The sequence below is a fragment of the Cellulomonas timonensis genome, assembly GCF_900046455.1.
In the GTDB taxonomy this organism is placed as follows: Bacteria; Actinomycetota; Actinomycetes; order Actinomycetales; family Cellulomonadaceae; genus Cellulomonas_A; species Cellulomonas_A timonensis.
Map to the genome: position 1 here is coordinate 78,407 of NZ_FCOT01000008.1, position 15,561 is coordinate 93,967.

14 protein-coding genes are annotated in these 15,561 nt (G+C 73.0%); 3 read left to right on the top strand and 11 right to left on the bottom strand.

Features of this window, described 5'->3' with window-relative positions; all coding sequences use genetic code 11:
* Positions 1–71 precede the first annotated feature (71 nt).
* The 7 genes from BN3788_RS00910 to BN3788_RS00940 form a co-directional block, all read right to left on the bottom strand.
* On the bottom strand, positions 72–1,925 hold the full coding sequence (locus BN3788_RS00910; protein WP_066581901.1) for an AMP-dependent synthetase/ligase: 1,854 nt from the start codon (positions 1,923–1,925) through the stop codon (positions 72–74).
* 53 nt (positions 1,926–1,978) lie between these two features.
* Positions 1,979–2,800, bottom strand: coding sequence for an amino acid ABC transporter ATP-binding protein (locus tag BN3788_RS00915; RefSeq protein ID WP_082812465.1), 822 nt, complete (start codon positions 2,798–2,800; stop codon positions 1,979–1,981).
* The gene (locus tag BN3788_RS00920; protein WP_187138345.1) at positions 2,797–3,633 is read right to left on the bottom strand and encodes an amino acid ABC transporter permease; all 837 of its coding nucleotides are present in this window, start codon (positions 3,631–3,633) and stop codon (positions 2,797–2,799) included. The genes BN3788_RS00915 and BN3788_RS00920 overlap by 4 nt, the downstream gene beginning before the upstream one ends.
* A 1-nt stretch (position 3,634) precedes the next feature.
* Entirely contained in the window at positions 3,635–4,429 is a 795-nt protein-coding gene (locus BN3788_RS00925) for an ABC transporter substrate-binding protein (protein WP_082812466.1), read from the bottom strand.
* A 174-nt stretch (positions 4,430–4,603) separates the two neighbouring features.
* Positions 4,604–7,306, bottom strand: coding sequence for a valine--tRNA ligase (gene valS / locus BN3788_RS00930; RefSeq protein WP_066581906.1), 2,703 nt, complete (start codon positions 7,304–7,306; stop codon positions 4,604–4,606).
* Positions 7,307–7,368: 62 nt separating this feature from the next.
* A complete protein-coding gene (locus BN3788_RS00935; protein ID WP_066581908.1) occupies positions 7,369–8,112 on the bottom strand; it encodes a DUF305 domain-containing protein in 744 nt (247 codons plus the stop codon).
* Positions 8,109–8,765, bottom strand: a complete 657-nt coding sequence (locus BN3788_RS00940) for a DUF3105 domain-containing protein (RefSeq protein ID WP_066581910.1) — start codon at positions 8,763–8,765, stop codon at positions 8,109–8,111. The genes BN3788_RS00935 and BN3788_RS00940 overlap by 4 nt, the downstream gene beginning before the upstream one ends.
* Before the next feature lie 277 nt (positions 8,766–9,042).
* Between BN3788_RS00940 and BN3788_RS00945 the strand changes: the two genes are divergently transcribed.
* Positions 9,043–10,044 (top strand): TIGR03557 family F420-dependent LLM class oxidoreductase, encoded by a 1,002-nt coding sequence (locus BN3788_RS00945; RefSeq protein WP_066582193.1) that lies wholly within the window; start codon positions 9,043–9,045, stop codon positions 10,042–10,044.
* Entirely contained in the window at positions 10,041–10,823 is a 783-nt protein-coding gene (locus BN3788_RS00950; protein ID WP_066581912.1) for a coenzyme F420-0:L-glutamate ligase, read from the top strand. Before BN3788_RS00945 ends, BN3788_RS00950 begins: the two co-directional genes overlap by 4 nt.
* Positions 10,824–10,855: 32 nt before the next feature.
* Here the strand turns inward: BN3788_RS00950 and BN3788_RS00955 are convergent, their stop codons facing one another.
* The 4 genes from BN3788_RS00955 to BN3788_RS00970 form a co-directional block, all read right to left on the bottom strand.
* Positions 10,856–11,287 (bottom strand): hypothetical protein, encoded by a 432-nt coding sequence (locus BN3788_RS00955; RefSeq protein WP_147525026.1) that lies wholly within the window; start codon positions 11,285–11,287, stop codon positions 10,856–10,858.
* A gap of 101 nt (positions 11,288–11,388) precedes the next feature.
* The gene (locus BN3788_RS00960) at positions 11,389–12,162 is read right to left on the bottom strand and encodes a putative F420-0 ABC transporter ATP-binding protein (protein WP_066581916.1); all 774 of its coding nucleotides are present in this window, start codon (positions 12,160–12,162) and stop codon (positions 11,389–11,391) included.
* The gene (locus tag BN3788_RS00965; protein ID WP_082812467.1) at positions 12,159–13,319 is read right to left on the bottom strand and encodes a putative F420-0 ABC transporter permease subunit; all 1,161 of its coding nucleotides are present in this window, start codon (positions 13,317–13,319) and stop codon (positions 12,159–12,161) included. The genes BN3788_RS00960 and BN3788_RS00965 overlap by 4 nt, the downstream gene beginning before the upstream one ends.
* Positions 13,320–13,324: 5 nt before the next feature.
* Positions 13,325–14,353: a putative F420-0 ABC transporter substrate-binding protein gene (locus tag BN3788_RS00970; protein WP_066581920.1), complete on the bottom strand. Its 1,029-nt coding sequence runs from the start codon at positions 14,351–14,353 to the stop codon at positions 13,325–13,327.
* A 355-nt stretch (positions 14,354–14,708) separates the two neighbouring features.
* Here BN3788_RS00970 and BN3788_RS00975 point away from each other — a divergent pair, with 355 nt between their 5' ends.
* Complete coding sequence (locus BN3788_RS00975) at positions 14,709–15,557, top strand: nitrilase-related carbon-nitrogen hydrolase (RefSeq protein WP_066581923.1); 849 nt, start codon at positions 14,709–14,711, stop codon at positions 15,555–15,557.
* Positions 15,558–15,561 lie beyond the last annotated feature (4 nt).

A 15,561-nucleotide genomic window follows, 5' to 3' on the forward strand; every position in this document is an offset into this window, starting at 1 on the left:
GCGGCGGTGCTCAGAGGCCGCCGTGCCCCGCGGATCAGCGGGGCACGGCGGCCTCAGTGCTTGCTCAGTGCTCAGCGGGATCCGGGCTTGAGGCCCAGCGGACGCTTCTGCTGCTGCGTCTCTGCGGGCGTGCGGTCGTCGACGTACAGGCCCTCGATGTCCGCGGCGAAGTCGCGGAGGACCACGCCCCGCTTCACCTTGAGCGAGGGCGTGAGGTAGCCGTTCGCCTCGGTGAAGTCGATCGTGAGGATGCGGACCTTGCGGATCGACTCGGCGCGGGAGACGGCCTCGTTGGCCCGCTCGGCAGCGCGGTTGATCGCGGCGATGACCTGGGGGTGCTCGGCGGCGGCCGCGACGTCCATGCCGGGCAGGCCGTGGGACGCGAGCCAGCCGGAGAGCATGTCGGCGTCGAGCGTCACCAGGGCGCCGATGAACGGCTTGCCGTCGCCGACGACGACCACCTGGCTGACGACGGGGTGCCCCCGCAGCCGGTCCTCGAGCACGGCGGGCGCCACGTTCTTGCCGCCCGCCGTCACGATGATCTCCTTGGACCGGCCTGTGATCCGCAGGTGGCCGTCGGCGTCGAGCGAGCCGATGTCGCCGGTGCGGAACCAGCCGTCGACCAGCGCCTCAGCGGTCGCCTCGGGGTTGTTGTGGTAGCCGCGGAACACGTGCGGCCCCTTGACGAGGATCTGGCCGTCGTCGTCGGTGCGGACCCACGTGCCGGCGAACGGCGGGCCGACGGTGCCGACCTTGAGCAGCGACGGGTGGTTCACGGTCGTGGGGGCGGTGGTCTCGGTGAGGCCGTAGCCCTCGAGCACCAGGACGCCGATGCCCCGGTAGAAGTGGCCGAGCCGCTCGCCGAGCGGGGCCCCGCCCGAGATGGCGTACTGCAGGTTGCCGCCGAGGACGGTGCGGAGCTTGCGGTGCACGAGGGCGCCGGCCAGCGCCTGCTGGACCCGCAGGGCGATGCTCGCGCCGCCGGGCTCGTCCATCGCGCGTGAGGAGGTGATCGCGACCTTGGCCGCCCACCGGAAGAGCTTGAGCCGTGTGCCCGAGCCGGCCTTCTGCTCGGCGGAGTTGTAGACCTTCTCGAAGACGCGCGGCACGGCCAGCACGAAGGACGGCCGGAAGGCCGCCAGGTCGGCGATGAGGTTGCGGGTGTCGGGGGTGTGCCCGATCACGGCGCCGCTGGCGACGCACAGCACCGAGATGAACCGCGCGAAGACGTGCGCCAGCGGCATGAACAGCAGGGTGCGGGCGCCGGGGACCGAGCAGATCTGCCCGAGGGAGCCGATGGCCCCGAGCACCAGCGACACGAAGTTCCCGTGGGTCAGCTCGACGCCCTTGGGGCGGCCCGTGGTCCCTGAGGTGTAGATGATCGTGGCGAGGTCGGCGCCGGTGGCGAGCTCGGTGCGTCGCGCGACCTCCTCGTCGGAGACGTCCGCGCCCTCGCGTATCAGCGCGCCGATGCCGCCCTCGTCGATGACCAGCACACCGCTGAGGCCGCCGACGCCCTGCTGCGCGACGGCCGCGTGCGCGGCGGTCTCGACCACCGCGAGGCGGACTGCCGCGTCGGAGAAGATCCAGCCGACCTGCTCCGCCGAGGACGTCTCGTACACCGGGACGACGACGCCGCCAGCAGCCCACACCGCGAAGTCGACCAGGCTCCACTCGTACCGGGTGCGCGACATGATCGCGACCTTGTCGCCGACCTGGACGCCGCGGGCGACGAGGCCCTTGGCGACGGCGGTGACCTCAGCGGCGAACGCCGCGGCGGTGACGGGCGTCCAGGTGCCGCCGAGCCCGGTCGAGCGCTCGATCAGGGTGCCGTGGGGATCCTGGGCGGCCCGTCGGGCGAGCAGCGAGCTGATGCTCCACGCGGGGTCGACGTCGACCGGTGACGGGGTGTGGAACTCGGGCATGGCTGCTCCAGGGCTGTGAAATCTGACCCGACGACCTTAGTGCCGTCGCTGGGTCAGTTGGCGCCAGAGGCCGTGCGCTGGTGCGTGGGATCGAGCACACGCTGCAGGAAGGCGCGGGTGCGCTCCTCGCGTGGCGCGCTGATGACCTGGTCGGCGGGGCCGGACTCGACGATCACGCCGTCGTCCATGAAGACCACCCGGTCGCCGACCTCGCGGGCGAACGCCATCTCATGGGTGACCACGAGCATGGTCATGCCTGCCTCGGCGAGGTCGCGCATGACGCCCAGCACGTCGCCGACCAGCTCGGGGTCCAGTGCGGACGTCGGCTCGTCGAACAGCATGAGCTGGGGGTCCATGGACAGCGCACGGGCGATCGCCACGCGCTGCTGCTGGCCGCCGGAGAGCTGTGCGGGGAGGGCGTGGGCGCGGTCGGCCAGGCCCACCCGCTCGAGGTTCGCCAGGGCGATGCGCTCGGCCTCGGCGCGGGAGCGCTTGAGCACCCCCCGCTGGGCGATGGTGCAGTTGTCCAGGACGGTGCGGTGGGTGAACAGGTTGAACTGCTGGAACACCATGCCGACGTGGGTGCGGACCAGGTCGAGGTCCACGTCGGGGTCGGTGACCTCGGCGCCCAGCACCTCGATCCGGCCGTCGGTGGGCTGCTCCAGCAGGTTCACGCAGCGCAGCAGCGTCGACTTCCCCGAGCCGGACGGCCCCACGATGCAGACGACCTCGCCAGCGCGGACCTCCAGGTCGATGCCGCGCAGCACCTCGCGCTCGCCGAAGGACTTGCGCAGCCCGGAGACGGTCACGATGGGCGCGGGCGCGGGCGAGGAGCCCGCCGGGGGAGCGGTGGGGGAGGCAGAGGCGGAGGTCATGCGCGGCGGCCCTTTCCGGAGCGGTTCTCGAGCCAGCGGGCCAGCAGCCCGAGCGGGATGGTCAGGCACAGGTAGCACGCGCCGACCACGAACAGCCCGGTGAGCCCGCCGGTGGCGCTGGTGAGCGCCTCGCGGCCGATCTTCGTCAGGTCGTACTGCGCGGCGGTCATGCCGAGCAGGAAGACGAGCGAGGTGTCCTTGGTGAGCAGGATGACCTCGTTGGTCATCGGGGGCAGCACGATGCGGAAGGCCTGCGGGATGACGACGACAGCCATCGTGCGGGCCTGCGACATGCCGAGCGACCGGGCGGCCTCGATCTGGCCCTTCGGGACCGCCTGGATCCCGGCGCGCAAGGTCTCGGCGATGTACGCGGCCGAGACCATGCCGAGCCCGATCGCGACCTTCGCGGTCAGCGAGCTGATCCGCACGTCGAACGCGATCGGGACGGCGAAGCCCACCGTGAGCACCACGAGCAGTGCCGGGATGCCGCGGAAGAACTCGATGTACAGCGTGGCGATCCACCGGTACACCCGCACGCTCGACAACCGCATCAGCGCGAGCACGGTGCCCAGCGACAGGCCCACGGCGAACGCCGCGATCGTGTAGACGATCGTGTTGCCCATCGCCTGCCCGAGGCTGGGGAGCATCTCCCGGGCGACCGTCGGGTTGAACATCGTCTCGCCGACGCGGTCCCAGTCGGCGGCGACCACCACGGCCCCGAGGACGACGAGCAGCACGGCGTACTGGATCGCCCGCGAGAGGCGCGCTCGGCGGCGCGGGCTCATCGTGCGCTGGCGGGAGCCCGGTCGCGCGAGTTGCTGCGTCGTCGTCATGTCAGCCCTCCGAGGAGGCGGTGCTGGGGGCGGTGCCGATGCGCGCGGTGTACAGCGCGTCGTACGTGCCGTCCTCGCGGATCCGGTCGAGCGTGGCGTTGACGGCCGCGAGGAGCTCGGTGCTGCCCGTCTTGACGCCGATGCCGTACTGCTCGCCCGTGGGGAATGTGGCGGCGACCTCGAGGTCGCCGGAGGCGTACGGGCCGAGCACGGCGATGTCGTTGACGACGGCGTCGACCTGGCCGGTCTCGAGCGCCTTGATCTGCAGGCCGAGCTCCTCGAACTGCACGACGGTCAGGCCGTTCTCCTCGGCCCAGGTCTCGCCGGTGGTGGCCTGCTGGACGGCGACCGTCTTGCCCGCGAGCCCGTCGACGCCGGTGATGCCGGAGCCGGCGGCCACGAGGAGGCCCTGGTCGGCGTCGAAGTACGGCTTGGAGAAGTCGAGCTTGGCCTCGCGCTCGGGGGTGATCGTCATACCCGACGTCACCAGGTCGCAGCTGCCCGTGTCGAGGTCGGTGCCGGACTGCATCGTCTCGAACGCGGAGACCTTCGTGACGAGCTCGACGTCCAGGTCCTTCGCGACCTCGTTGACGATGTCCATGTCGAGTCCGACGACCTCGCCGGAGGAGTCGGTGTACGCGAACGGCTCGAACGGGGGGTTCACGCAGACGGTGAGCTGGCCCTCGGAGACGAGGGGCACGCCGCTGGCGGAGGTGGCCTGCTCACCCGACCCGCAGGCGGTGAGCGCGAGCAGGGCGGCGAGGCCCAGGGGGGCCAGGCGGGCAGCGGTGTTCATGGGGGTCCTCTCACGGCGGTGCAGTTCCTGCATGAGTATGCAGCAGGAACCGTATATATCCAAAGTCGGCGGCGCGCAGGACCTCGGTCCCGCGCGCCTGCGATCTCCAGCCAGCACGAACGCTCCGCGCGCCGGCTGTGGTGGCCGGCTCGCGGAGCGTTCAGGGAGCGTGCGTCAGCGGTTCTTCGGCGGGGCCGGCAGGAGCTCGGCGTCACGCGCGACGACGGTCTCGCCGTCCTCGGCCACGAGGTCGAGCTCGCCGACGACCCGCCCGGCAGCCCGGACGTCGTCCAGGGCGACCTGCACCCCGGCGGTCAGGGCGGGCGGCACCACGAGCGTGACCTGGGCGATCTCCGTGCGCATCGAGGCCTTCGCCTCCGACTTGACCTTGCGCAGCGCCGCCAGCGCAGCCCCGGCGGCGCCCACGATCGTCGGGTCCGCGTCGCCTGCCGCGGCGCGCAGTGGCTCGGACGACGGCCACGGCGCACGGTGCACCGAGCCCTCGCGCCACCACGACCAGACCTCCTCGGTCGCGAACGGCAGCACCGGCGCGAACAGCCGCAGCAGCGTGTCCAGCGCGATGCCGAGCGCCGCGCGGGCCGAGGCCGTCTCCGCGGAGACCTCGTCGTCGGAGGCCCCGCCCGCGTAGGCGCGGTCCTTGACGAGCTCCAGGTAGTCGTCGCAGAACGTCCAGAAGTACGTCTCGGCGAGCTCCAGGGCGCGCGTGTGGTCATAGGCGTCGAGGGCCGCGGTGGCGCGGTCCACGACCTCGGCCAGGCCGGCGAGCGCCGCCCGGTCCAGCGGCACGGTCACCAGCGCCGGGTCCAGCAGGCGGTCGCGCTGCTCCGGGGAGCCGAAGGACAGCACGAACTTGCTCGCGTTCAGCACCTTGATGGCCAGGCGGCGGCCGATCTTCATCTGGCCGACCTCGAAGGCCGCGTCCGTGCCCAGGCGCGCGGAGGCCGCCCAGTACCGCACCGCGTCCGAGCCGTGCTCCTCGAGCAGCCCCATCGGCGTGACGACGTTGCCCTTGGACTTGCTCATCTTCTTGCGGTCCGGGTCGAGGATCCAGCCGCTGATCGCGGCGTCCGACCACGGCAGCGAGCCGTGCTCCAGGTGCGAGCGGACCACCGTGGAGAACAGCCAGGTGCGGATGATGTCCTGCCCCTGTGGGCGCAGGTCCATCGGGAACACCCGGGCGAACAGGTCAGGGTCGGTGCGCCAGCCGCCCGCGATCTGCGGGGTCAGCGAGCTCGTGGCCCACGTGTCCATGACGTCCGGGTCGCCGATGAAGCCGCCGGGCACGCCGCGCTGCTCCTCGGTGTAGCCGCCAGGCACGTCGCTGGCCGGGTCGACGGGCAGGGCGTCCTCGCTCGGGACCAGCGGCTGGTCGTAGACGGGCTGGCCGTCCGCGTCGAGCGGGTACCAGACCGGGAACGGCACGCCGAAGAAGCGCTGGCGGGAGATCAGCCAGTCGCCGTTCAGGCCGCCGACCCAGTTCTCGTACCGCACGCTCATGAACTCGGGGTGGAAGTCCAGCTCCTCGCCCCGCTTGAGCAGCTCCTCGCGCAGCGCGACGTCGCGGCCGCCGTTGCGCAGGTACCACTGGCGCGACGTGACGATCTCGAGGGGCTTGTCGCCCTTCTCGAAGAAGTTCGCCTTGCGCTGGGTCGCCACCGGCTCGCCGTCCAGGTCGCCGCTCTCGCGCAGCGCGTCGACGATCAGGGCGCGCGCCGAGAACGTCGTCTTGCCCGCGAGCTCTGACCACAGCGCCGGGGCGGCGGCCGAGGCTCCGTCCACCAGCCAGGCCGGGACCTCGCGCAGCAGGCGGCCGTCGCGGCCGATCACCGAGCGGGTGGGCAGCTGCAGCTCACGCCACCAGATCACGTCGGTCAGATCGCCGAAGGTGCAGCACATCGCGATGCCGGCGCCCTTGTCCGGCTCGGCGCCCGCGTGGGCCAGCACCGGGACGTCCACGCCGAACAGCGGCGAGCGGACCATCGTGCCGAACAGGTGCTGGAAGCGCTCGTCGTCAGGGTGCGCGATGAGCGCGACGACGGCGGGCAGCAGTTCCGGACGCGTGGTCTCGATGTGGACCGGCTCACCGGTGGAGCCGTCCTCGTTCACGCGGTGGAACGCGACCTTGTGGAAGGCGCCCGGGTAGTCGCGGGCCTCGAGCTCGGCCTGCGCCACGGCGGTCTGGAACGTCACGTCCCACAGCCCCGGCGCCTCGGCCTGGTACGCCTCGCCTCGCGACAGGTTGCGCAGGAACGCCTGCTGGGCCACCGCGCGGGCCTCGGCCGAGATCGTCTGGTAGTGGTGCGACCAGTCGACCGACAGTCCCAGATAGCGCCACAGCGCCTCGAACTGGCGCTCGTCCTCGACGGTGAGCCGCTCGCAGAGCTCGACGAAGTTCCTGCGGGAGATGGGCAGCTGCTCGGCGGCGCGGCCGCTCGTGCCCTCGCCGCCCACCTGCGGCGGCGTGAACTCGGGGTCGTAGGGCAGCGACGGGTCGCAGCGCACCCCGAAGTAGTTCTGGACGCGGCGCTCGGTGGGCAGGCCGTTGTCGTCCCAGCCCATCGGGTAGAACACCTCGCGCCCGCGCATGCGCTGGTAGCGCGCCACGACGTCGGTGTGCGTGTAGGAGAACACGTGGCCCACGTGCAGCGAGCCGGAGACCGTGGGCGGCGGCGTGTCGATCGAGTACACAGCCTCGCGCGGCTTCGTGCGGTCGAAGGAGTACGTGCCCTGCTCGTTCCAGGCGGTGTCCCAGCGCTGCTCGAGCCCGTCGAGCGAGACCTTGTCCGGTACCTGGTGGGCCGTGGTGCGCGGGGCGGTGGTCGCGTCGGGGGACTGGTCGGCACTCAGGTCGCTCATGGTGGACTATCTTCCCAGATCCCGGCGCCCGTCGGTGCACAGGTCCGGCGCCGGGCCGGGCGTCACCCAGGCAGCGGGCCGCCGCGCGCGTCGAGCAGGTCCTGCAGCACCGTCAACTCCTTGGTCTGCGCCGCCACGATGCCCGCGGCCAGGCGCCGCACTTCCGCCTGCCCGGCGCGCTCGACGGCCGCCTGGGCCATCTCCACGCCGCCGACGTGGTGCGGGATCATCAACTGCAGGAACAGCCGCTCCGCGTCCACCCCGTCTGCCGCCTCCAGGCGGGCCAGGTCCGCGGCTGTGACCCAGCCGGGCATCGCGGCATGGCCGGTGGGCGCGTCGTCGCCGGGCGCCGCCGCCGCGGAGCCGCCGTGCGCGTGGTCGGCGGCCATCCACGCCATGGGCGCGTCCGCGCCGGCCTGCGGCAGGCCCCACATCTGCAGCCAGGCGTACATCTGCCCGATCTGCTGCTGCTGGCTCGTGAGGATGTCCAAGGCGACGGCCCGCAACTCGTCGTCAGTGCTCCGATCGCGCACCAGCACCGCGAGCTGCACGGCCTGGGCGTGGTGGGCGGACATGTCACGCGCGAACCCCGCGTCCACCGACGAGTCGCCCGCGGCCGTCAGCGCCGGCTGGCGCACCAGAGCGGACCCGATCAGTGCGCCCGCCACGAGCGCGAGGGTGACCAGCACGGCGATGACGGCCAGCGTGGCCGGCCCCAGGGGGCGCAGCGCTGAGGCCAGCGCCGACCGGTGCTGGGCGACAGGCTCCTCCTGGAGCGGGTCCGCGGCCTGCTGGGCGGTGCTCATGCCGGAGTGCCGACTCCGCTCGAGCACAGCGCGCCGACCTCGGGCAGCTCGGGGTTGAGCAGGTACTTGCGCACGAAGACCGGCAGGCGCTCGTCGTCGGCGCCGTCGAGCTCGAGCTGGTAACCCCAGGAGGAGGCGACGACGGGCGCGGAGAGGCCCTCGTACGGGCTGACGATGACGTAGGCGTTCTCGGAGGCGATCTGCTCCAGGGCGGCCACCTGGTCCGCGGGGAGCGCCGGGTCGTAGGTGAGCCACACGGCGCCGTGCTCCAGGGAGTGCACCGCGTTCTCGTTGGGCACCGGGTCGGCGTACACGCCGCAGTTCAGCCAGGCCGCCGCGTGGTCGCCGCCGGCCGGCGGGTCCTGCGCGTAGTCCACCACCGTGGTGACGTGGTTCGACGTGAGGCCGTCGCGGACGTCCGCGACGCCGTCGACGGGCTCGGCGGCCTTCGCCTCGACGGCCGCGTTCTTGCGGTTCTCGTTCACCAGCACGAAGCCCGTGGCGCCGACGAGGCCGACCACGAGCACTCCGGCGATCGAGGAGATCAGCACCGTGCGGCGCCGCTCCTGCTTCTTCTGACTCGCCTTGACAGCGGCCAGCGCCGCCTGCCGCTCCGCTGCTGCGGCCTTGCCCGTGCTCTTGCTAGCGCTCATCGCGTCGTCCCTCGTCGGGCTCACGGGGTGCCGCGAGCGGTGTCGTCTGGCCGGCCGTGCGGGCGCCCAGGAGCCGCGGCGGGCGCGGACGGTACGTCAACGCCCGAGAGTACGTGAAAGTTCTACTATCGGGCGAGCCCTTGCGGGAAGACCCTCGCCAGGGCGCCGTCGACCCGCTACGCCTCAGCGTGCGGCGGGGTTAGTCTGCCGAGGAGCCCGGCGGTCGCCGCGCCATGGGCACGGCGAGGCCCGGACAGGACGACGAGAGGTGCGGCACGTGAGCGGGTTGACGGTCGGGTACGCGGCGGCGCTGGAGCAGTTCCACCCGACCGAGGTGGTCGAGCTCTCGGCCTACGCGGAGTCGCGCGGGTTCTCCGGGGTCATGGCCGCCGACCACTACCAGCCCTGGCTGCCCGCGCAGGGCGAGGCCGCCTTCGTGTGGAACGTGCTGACGGCGCTGGGCGAGCGCACCTCCGGCGACATCGGCCCCGGGGTCACGGCCCCGACATTCCGGTGGCACCCCGCGATGGTCGCGCAGGCCTCGGCGACGCTGGCCGCGATGTACCCCGGGCGGCACTGGCTCGGGCTCGGATCCGGCGAGGCCCTCAACGAGCACGTCACCGCCCAGTACTGGCCCGAGGCCCCCGAGCGGATCAACCGGATGTTCGAGGCTATCGACATCATCAAGAAGCTGTTCGCGGCGTCGCTCGCGGGCAAGGACACCAAGCACTCGGGCACGTTCTACAAGCACGAGTCCACGCGGCTGTGGACCATGCCCGACGTCGCGCCGGAGATCCTCGTGGCGACCGCCGGGCCGGTCACGGCCAAGCGCGCCGGACGGCACGCCGACGGCCTCATCACCGTCGGGGCGCCGCTGGAGAAGATCTCCGGGCTGTTCGCCAAGTTCGCCGAGGGCGCCCGCGAGTCGGGCCGCGACCCGGAGACGATGCCCAAGGTGCTGCAGGTGCACCTGTCGTGGGCCGAGACCGACGAGCAGGCGATGGCCAACGCGATGACCGAGTGGCCCAACGGCGGCATGAAGTTCCCCAAGGCCGACATCCGCTCGCCCTTCGACTTCGAGCAGATGGCCAAGCTGGTGCGCCCCGAGGACTTCGAGGGCCGGATGGTCATCTCCGCGGACCCGGACGTCCACCGCGCCGCGATCCAGAAGTACGTCGACCTTGGCTTCGACCGCGTCTACCTGCATAACGTCGGCCGCAACCAGCGCGAGTGGATCGACGTCTTCGGCCGCGACGTGCTGCCGGCCCTGAGCCGATGAGCGAGGGGATGCGCGTCTGGGCGCTGGCGGGCATCCCCGAGGTGTCGCCGGGCGACGACCTGGTGGCGCTGATCGGCGCCGCGCTCGATGCGGGGTCGCCCGAGCAGCAGCCGATGGACGGCGACGTGCTCGTGGTGACCAGCAAGATCGTCTCGAAGGCTGAGGGGCGCGTCGTGGCCGCCGCCGACCGCGAGCAGGCGATCACCGACGAGACGGTCCGCGTGGTCGCCACCCGCGAGCACCCCGGCGGAGTGACCCGGATCGTCGAGAACCGGCTCGGCCTGGTGATGGCCGCCGCCGGCGTCGACTCGAGCAACACCGCCGAGGGCACCGTCCTGCTGCTGCCGCTCGACCCGGACGCCTCGGCCAGGGCCCTGCGCGGAGGGCTGCAGCGGCGCTATGGCGTGCGGATCGGCGTGATCCTCAGCGACACCGCCGGGCGCCCGTGGCGGCTCGGGCAGACCGACCTGGCGATCGGCGCCGCGGGGGTCGCGGTGCTGGAGGACCTGCGCGGGACCCTCGACACCCATGGGCGCACGCTGCAGGTTAGCCAGGCCGCCGTGGCCGACGAGATCGCGGCGGCCGCCGAGCTCGTCAAGGGCAAGGCGGACGGGCGGCCGGTGGCGCTCGTGCGCGGGCTCGGCCGCCACGTCACCCAGGACGACGGCCCGGGGGCGCGCAGCCTGGTGCGCACCGGTCCCGAGGACATGTTCGCGCGCGGCAGCGCGGAGGCGTACGCGGACGGCTGGAAGGACGCCACTGCCGGCGACGCGCCGTAGGGCAGCGGCTATGCCGCTGCCCTACGCAGCGGCTATGCCGCGGTGATCGACTCGCTAGCCGCGATGATCGCGGAGGCGAGCCCGGTGCCGAACGCGACGAGCAGGAACGTCGCGCCGACGATCGCCACGACGGCGCCCGCCGTCACGCGTCCCGTCTGCCGGGGAGTGACATCCGTGGGGTCGTCGCGGTTCGCCCAGACCGTGCCGTCGAACTCATACGAGACCCCGGGGGCGTAGACGAAGAACATCTTCATCCGCGCGACCAGGGGAGAGCCGTCAGGCGCCGGGTACTCCACGACGACGACGCTGGAGCCCCACCACGGGCGGTGCAGCAGCCGGGCGGGCAGCCGCACCCGGTCCACGCGGCGGGCCGCGCCCACCTGGCGCAGCCCGACGGTGAGGAGCACCACGGCCACCGCGAGGCTGGCGACGGCGGCGAGGAGAAAGGACATGGGGGCGGACATGCGGGGGCCTTCCGTCGCCGGCGCGGAGCCCCGACCCTAGAGGCCGGGCCGAGTCCCAGGTGCGCAGTTCGCGCCCATTCGCCCGATCGGCGCGCGAGGGCTCAGGCGGGGTCGAAGGCCAGGATGGGCCGGCCGGTGCCCGGATGGCGCAGCACCGTGGTGCTCACCCCGTACACCGGGTCCACCACGTCGGGCACCAGCACCTGCTCGGGCGGTCCGGCGGCGACCACCCGGCCCGCGGACAGCAGCACCACCTCGTCGCAGTACGCGGCGGCCAGGTTGAGGTCGTGCAGAGCCGCGAGCACCCCCGTGCCGGCGTCCGCGAGGGTGCGCACCAGGCCCAGTGTGACGAGCTGCGCGTTCACATCGAGGTGGTTCGTGGGCTCGTCGAGCAGCAGCAGGCGCGGCTGCTGGGCGAGTGCCCGGGCCAGGTGCACGCGCTGGCGCTCCCCGCCGGACAGCGTGTCGAGCCGGCGCCCGGCCAGGTCCGAGGCGCCCACGGACGCGAGCGCCTCCGCCGCGATCGCCAGGTCCTGCTCGGAGTCGCCCGCCCACCGGGACCGGTGCGGGGTCCTGCCGAGCAACACCGCGTCGTGCACGGTGAGCGGCAGGTCCGTGCTCGACTCCTGCTCCACGAGGGCGACACGCTGCGCGCGCTCGCGGCGGCCGATGCCGCGCAGGTCCGTGCCGTCGAGCAGCACACGCCCGGCGTCGGGGGACGTGATGCCCGCCACGAGCCGCAGCAGCGTGGACTTCCCGGAGCCGTTCGGGCCCAGCAGCCCGGTGAGCGTGCCCGGCCCCACCCGCACCGCGACGTCGTCGATGATCAGGCGGCCGGCGACCGACCACCCCAGGCCTTGCGCGTCCAGGCTCATGAGGCCGACTCCGCGCGGCTGCGGAACAGCAGCCAGGCGAACACCGGCGCCCCGAGGAACGCGGTGAGGATCCCGACGGGCAGCTCGCGCGGCTCGAAGACGGTGCGCGCCGCCGTGTCCGCCCACACCAGGAAGCTGGCGCCCACCAGCGCGGCGACCGGCAGCAGCAGCCGGTGCCGGGCGCCCACCACGAAGCGCACCGCATGCGGCAGCACCAGGCCCAGGAAGCCGATCGAGCCGCTCACGGACACCAGCGCGCCGGTGAGCAGCGCCACCAGGGTGAGCAGCATCCAGCGGGTGCGCGGCACGTGCACGCCCAGCGCGGCGGCGGCGGTGTCGCCGAACGCGAACGCGTCGAGGGTGCGCCCGGCGCCCACCAGGGCAGAGCCGAGCACGAGCACCGCGGTGCCAGCGATCGCCACCGACGCCCATGTCGACCCGGCCAGCGAGCCGAGCAGCCAGCCCAGGATCTCCCGGTACGAGTCACCCGTCGCCGACCAGAAGATGACGAAGCTGGTCGCCGCCGCGCAGAGCTGGGACACGGCCAGCCCGGCCAGGACCGTCCGCGTGGGGGTGAGCGCGCCCAGCGAGCCGGCCAACGTCATCGTGGCGACCAGCGCAGCCAGTGCGCCCAGGAACGCCGCCGGGGGCAGGGCGATCGAGGCGCCCAGCAGCAGCACCGCGACGGCCCCCAGGGAGGCCCCCGACGAGAGGCCCAGCAGGTACGGGTCCGCCAGCGGGTTCCGGGTCAGGCTCTGCATCACGGCGCCCGCGACGGCCAGCCCGGCGCCCACGGCCGCGGCGGTCAGCACGCGCGGCAGCCGCAGCTCCCAGACGATCGCGTCCGTCAGCCGGGCGGGCGCCTCGGCGGCCAGCCCGAGGTGGTGGCCGATGCTGCGCAGCACATCCGCGACGGCGATGTCCGCCGGTCCGATGGTCACGCTGACCAGGATGGTGACGACGAGCACGGCCGCCAGCGCCAGGACGAGGCCTGCTAGCCGCAGGCCGCCGGTCCGCGCGCCGCCCGCCGCGCCCACCGTGCCGCTCGGCGTCGGCTCCGGCTCCACCGCCGTGCCGCCGAGCCGCGCGCTCGACCGTGCCGCCGCGCTGAGCGGTGGCTGCGCGGTCGGCGGCGGCACGTCGGTCGGGCGGGTCATGGGCGTCAGCCCACCGCCGGGAGCGCGGCGAGCTGGGCCACGAGGTCGGCCACGGCGTCGGCGTTGCGGACCCCGGCCTCGGAGGCGGGGAACGGCACCACCAGGTAGCGCTTCTCGCGCACCGCGGTGAGCTGGCTCGTGGCGGGGTTGGCCTCGAGCACGCCGATCTTCTTCTCCGTGGAGCCCCAGGCGGAGTCGACCAGCACGATGACGTCGGGGTCGGCGGCCACGACCTGCTCCCAGCCCACCGACGTCCAGGACTCGTGCACGTCGGCGAAGATGTTCGTCAGCCCGGCGGCCTCCATGATCATCTGCGGCGCGCCGATGCCCGCCCCGACGTAGGGGGTGTCCGAGCCGGAGCTGAACCACAGGGCGGTGGTCGGCGCCGCCGGCGCGTCGACCCCGTCGAGCGTGGCCTGCTGCTCGGCGATGAGCTCCTCCGCGCGCTCGGGCACGCCGAAGATCGCGGCGACCTCCCGGATGCCGTCGAAGACCCCGTCAAAGGTCAGCGGGTCGGGCTGGTAGCCGTCGCCCTGGCAGGCAGCGGGCGACACGTAGCTGGCGATGTCGAGCGTGGCGAGCGCCTCGCGCTCCCCGGCGCCCTCGGCGGAGAAGTTGGACTCCCAGCCGGCGTAGACCAGGTCGGGCTCGCTGGTGAGCAGCGCCTCCTGGCCGGGAACCTTCTCGGAGAGCACGGGGACGGACGCGTAGGCGGCCGCGAGGTCATCGGGCACGGGGCCGTCGCTGAACGCCGTGCCGACCAGGCGGTCCTCGAGCCCGAGCGCGAGCATCGTCTCGGTGGCCGTCGACTTGATCGTCACGACGCGCTCGGGCGGCGCGTCGAAGGCGACCTCGACGCCGCAGTTGTCGACGGTCAACGGGCTGAACCCCGCGGTGGTCGAGGTGGTGGGGGCTGGCGCGTCCGCCTCAGGAGCCTCGGCGACGGGTGCGGCACAGGCCGCGAGCCCGAGGGCCAGGGCGGCGGCGGGCAGGCCGGCGAGCCGGCTCAGGCGGTGGACGGTCGGCAGGCTCATCGACGGCTCCAGGTGCGACGTGGCTCCCGGCGCGGTCGGCCGGGCGGGGGAGGGCGCACGTCGCGCCGCTGGACTCGCCGCCCACATCAGGGCGGCCACGCCGGACGAATGCCCGTCCGGGGTCCGGGAGCCACTGTAGTGCGGGCATTGCGGCCTCCTCGGCGCCGGGCGGCCGCCACCCACGGCCGCGCAGGTGGCCCGTGCCGAGATATTTACCTCCCGGTCATCCCCAGGAGCCGGCCGGAAACCCGTGGAAACGCCGCAGAAACCTGCAAGGCGGACAGTCGCATCCCAGGGCGGGAGGACGGGAGCAGCGCATCGGGCGCCTGCGCCCCGGCCCCGAGACGGAGGACCCATGGCAGTCGTGCGAGTCGCCTTCACCCAGGCGTCGTGGACCGGCGACAAGGAGTCGATGATCGCGCTCCACGAGGCGTGGGCCCGGGAGGCCGCCTCGCAGGGCGCCCAGGTCATCGCGTTCCAGGAGCTGTTCAGTGGGCCGTACTTCGGCATCACGCAGGACGCCGCGTACTACGACTACGCCGAGTCGGTGCCCGGCCCCACCACCCAGAGGTTCGCGGCGCTCGCGGCCGAGCTGGGCATCGTGATCGTGCTGCCGGTGTACGAGGAGGAGCAGCCCGGGGTGCTCTACAACACCGCCGCCGTGATCGACGCGGACGGCTCCTACCTCGGCAAGTACCGCAAGCACCACATCCCGCACCTGCCCAAGTTCTGGGAGAAGTTCTACTTCCGGCCCGGCAACCTCGGATACCCCGTCTTCGAGACGGCCGTCGGGGTGATCGGCGTCAACATCTGCTACGACCGCCACTTCCCCGAGGGCTGGCGGGCCCTGGCGCTGGCGGGCGCCGAGATCGTCTTCAACCCCAACGCCACGGCGCCCGGCATCTCGAACCGGCTGTGGGAGATCGAGCAGCCCGCGGCCGCCGTCGCCAACGGCTACTTCATCGTCGCGAACAACCGGGTGGGGCTGGAGGACAACGAGTACGGCGACGAGGCCGTCGCGTTCTACGGCAGCTCGTATGCGGTGGGCCCGGACGGGAACCTCGTGGGGGAGCGCGGCTCCGCCACCGAGGACCAGCTCCTGGTGCGCGACCTCGACCTCGACCAGCTCCGCGAGGTGCGCGAGCGCTGGCAGTTCTTCCGCGACCGCCGCCCCGACGCCTACGGCTCCCTCGTCGCGCCGTGACCGC

Coding starts and splice junctions, on each gene's coding strand:
- BN3788_RS00910 (WP_066581901.1), bottom strand. CDS start 1,925: ATGCCCGAGTTCCACACCCCGTCACCGGTCGACGTCGACCCCGCGTGG.
- BN3788_RS00915 (WP_082812465.1), bottom strand. CDS start 2,800: ATGACCTCCGCCTCTGCCTCCCCCACCGCTCCCCCGGCGGGCTCCTCG.
- BN3788_RS00920 (WP_187138345.1), bottom strand. CDS start 3,633: ATGACGACGACGCAGCAACTCGCGCGACCGGGCTCCCGCCAGCGCACG.
- BN3788_RS00925 (WP_082812466.1), bottom strand. CDS start 4,429: ATGAACACCGCTGCCCGCCTGGCCCCCCTGGGCCTCGCCGCCCTGCTC.
- valS (WP_066581906.1), bottom strand. CDS start 7,306: ATGAGCGACCTGAGTGCCGACCAGTCCCCCGACGCGACCACCGCCCCG.
- BN3788_RS00935 (WP_066581908.1), bottom strand. CDS start 8,112: ATGAGCACCGCCCAGCAGGCCGCGGACCCGCTCCAGGAGGAGCCTGTC.
- BN3788_RS00940 (WP_066581910.1), bottom strand. CDS start 8,765: ATGAGCGCTAGCAAGAGCACGGGCAAGGCCGCAGCAGCGGAGCGGCAG.
- BN3788_RS00950 (WP_066581912.1), top strand. CDS start 10,041: ATGAGCGAGGGGATGCGCGTCTGGGCGCTGGCGGGCATCCCCGAGGTG.
- BN3788_RS00955 (WP_147525026.1), bottom strand. CDS start 11,287: ATGTCCGCCCCCATGTCCTTTCTCCTCGCCGCCGTCGCCAGCCTCGCG.
- BN3788_RS00960 (WP_066581916.1), bottom strand. CDS start 12,162: ATGAGCCTGGACGCGCAAGGCCTGGGGTGGTCGGTCGCCGGCCGCCTG.
- BN3788_RS00965 (WP_082812467.1), bottom strand. CDS start 13,319: ATGACCCGCCCGACCGACGTGCCGCCGCCGACCGCGCAGCCACCGCTC.
- BN3788_RS00970 (WP_066581920.1), bottom strand. CDS start 14,353: ATGAGCCTGCCGACCGTCCACCGCCTGAGCCGGCTCGCCGGCCTGCCC.
- BN3788_RS00975 (WP_066581923.1), top strand. CDS start 14,709: ATGGCAGTCGTGCGAGTCGCCTTCACCCAGGCGTCGTGGACCGGCGAC.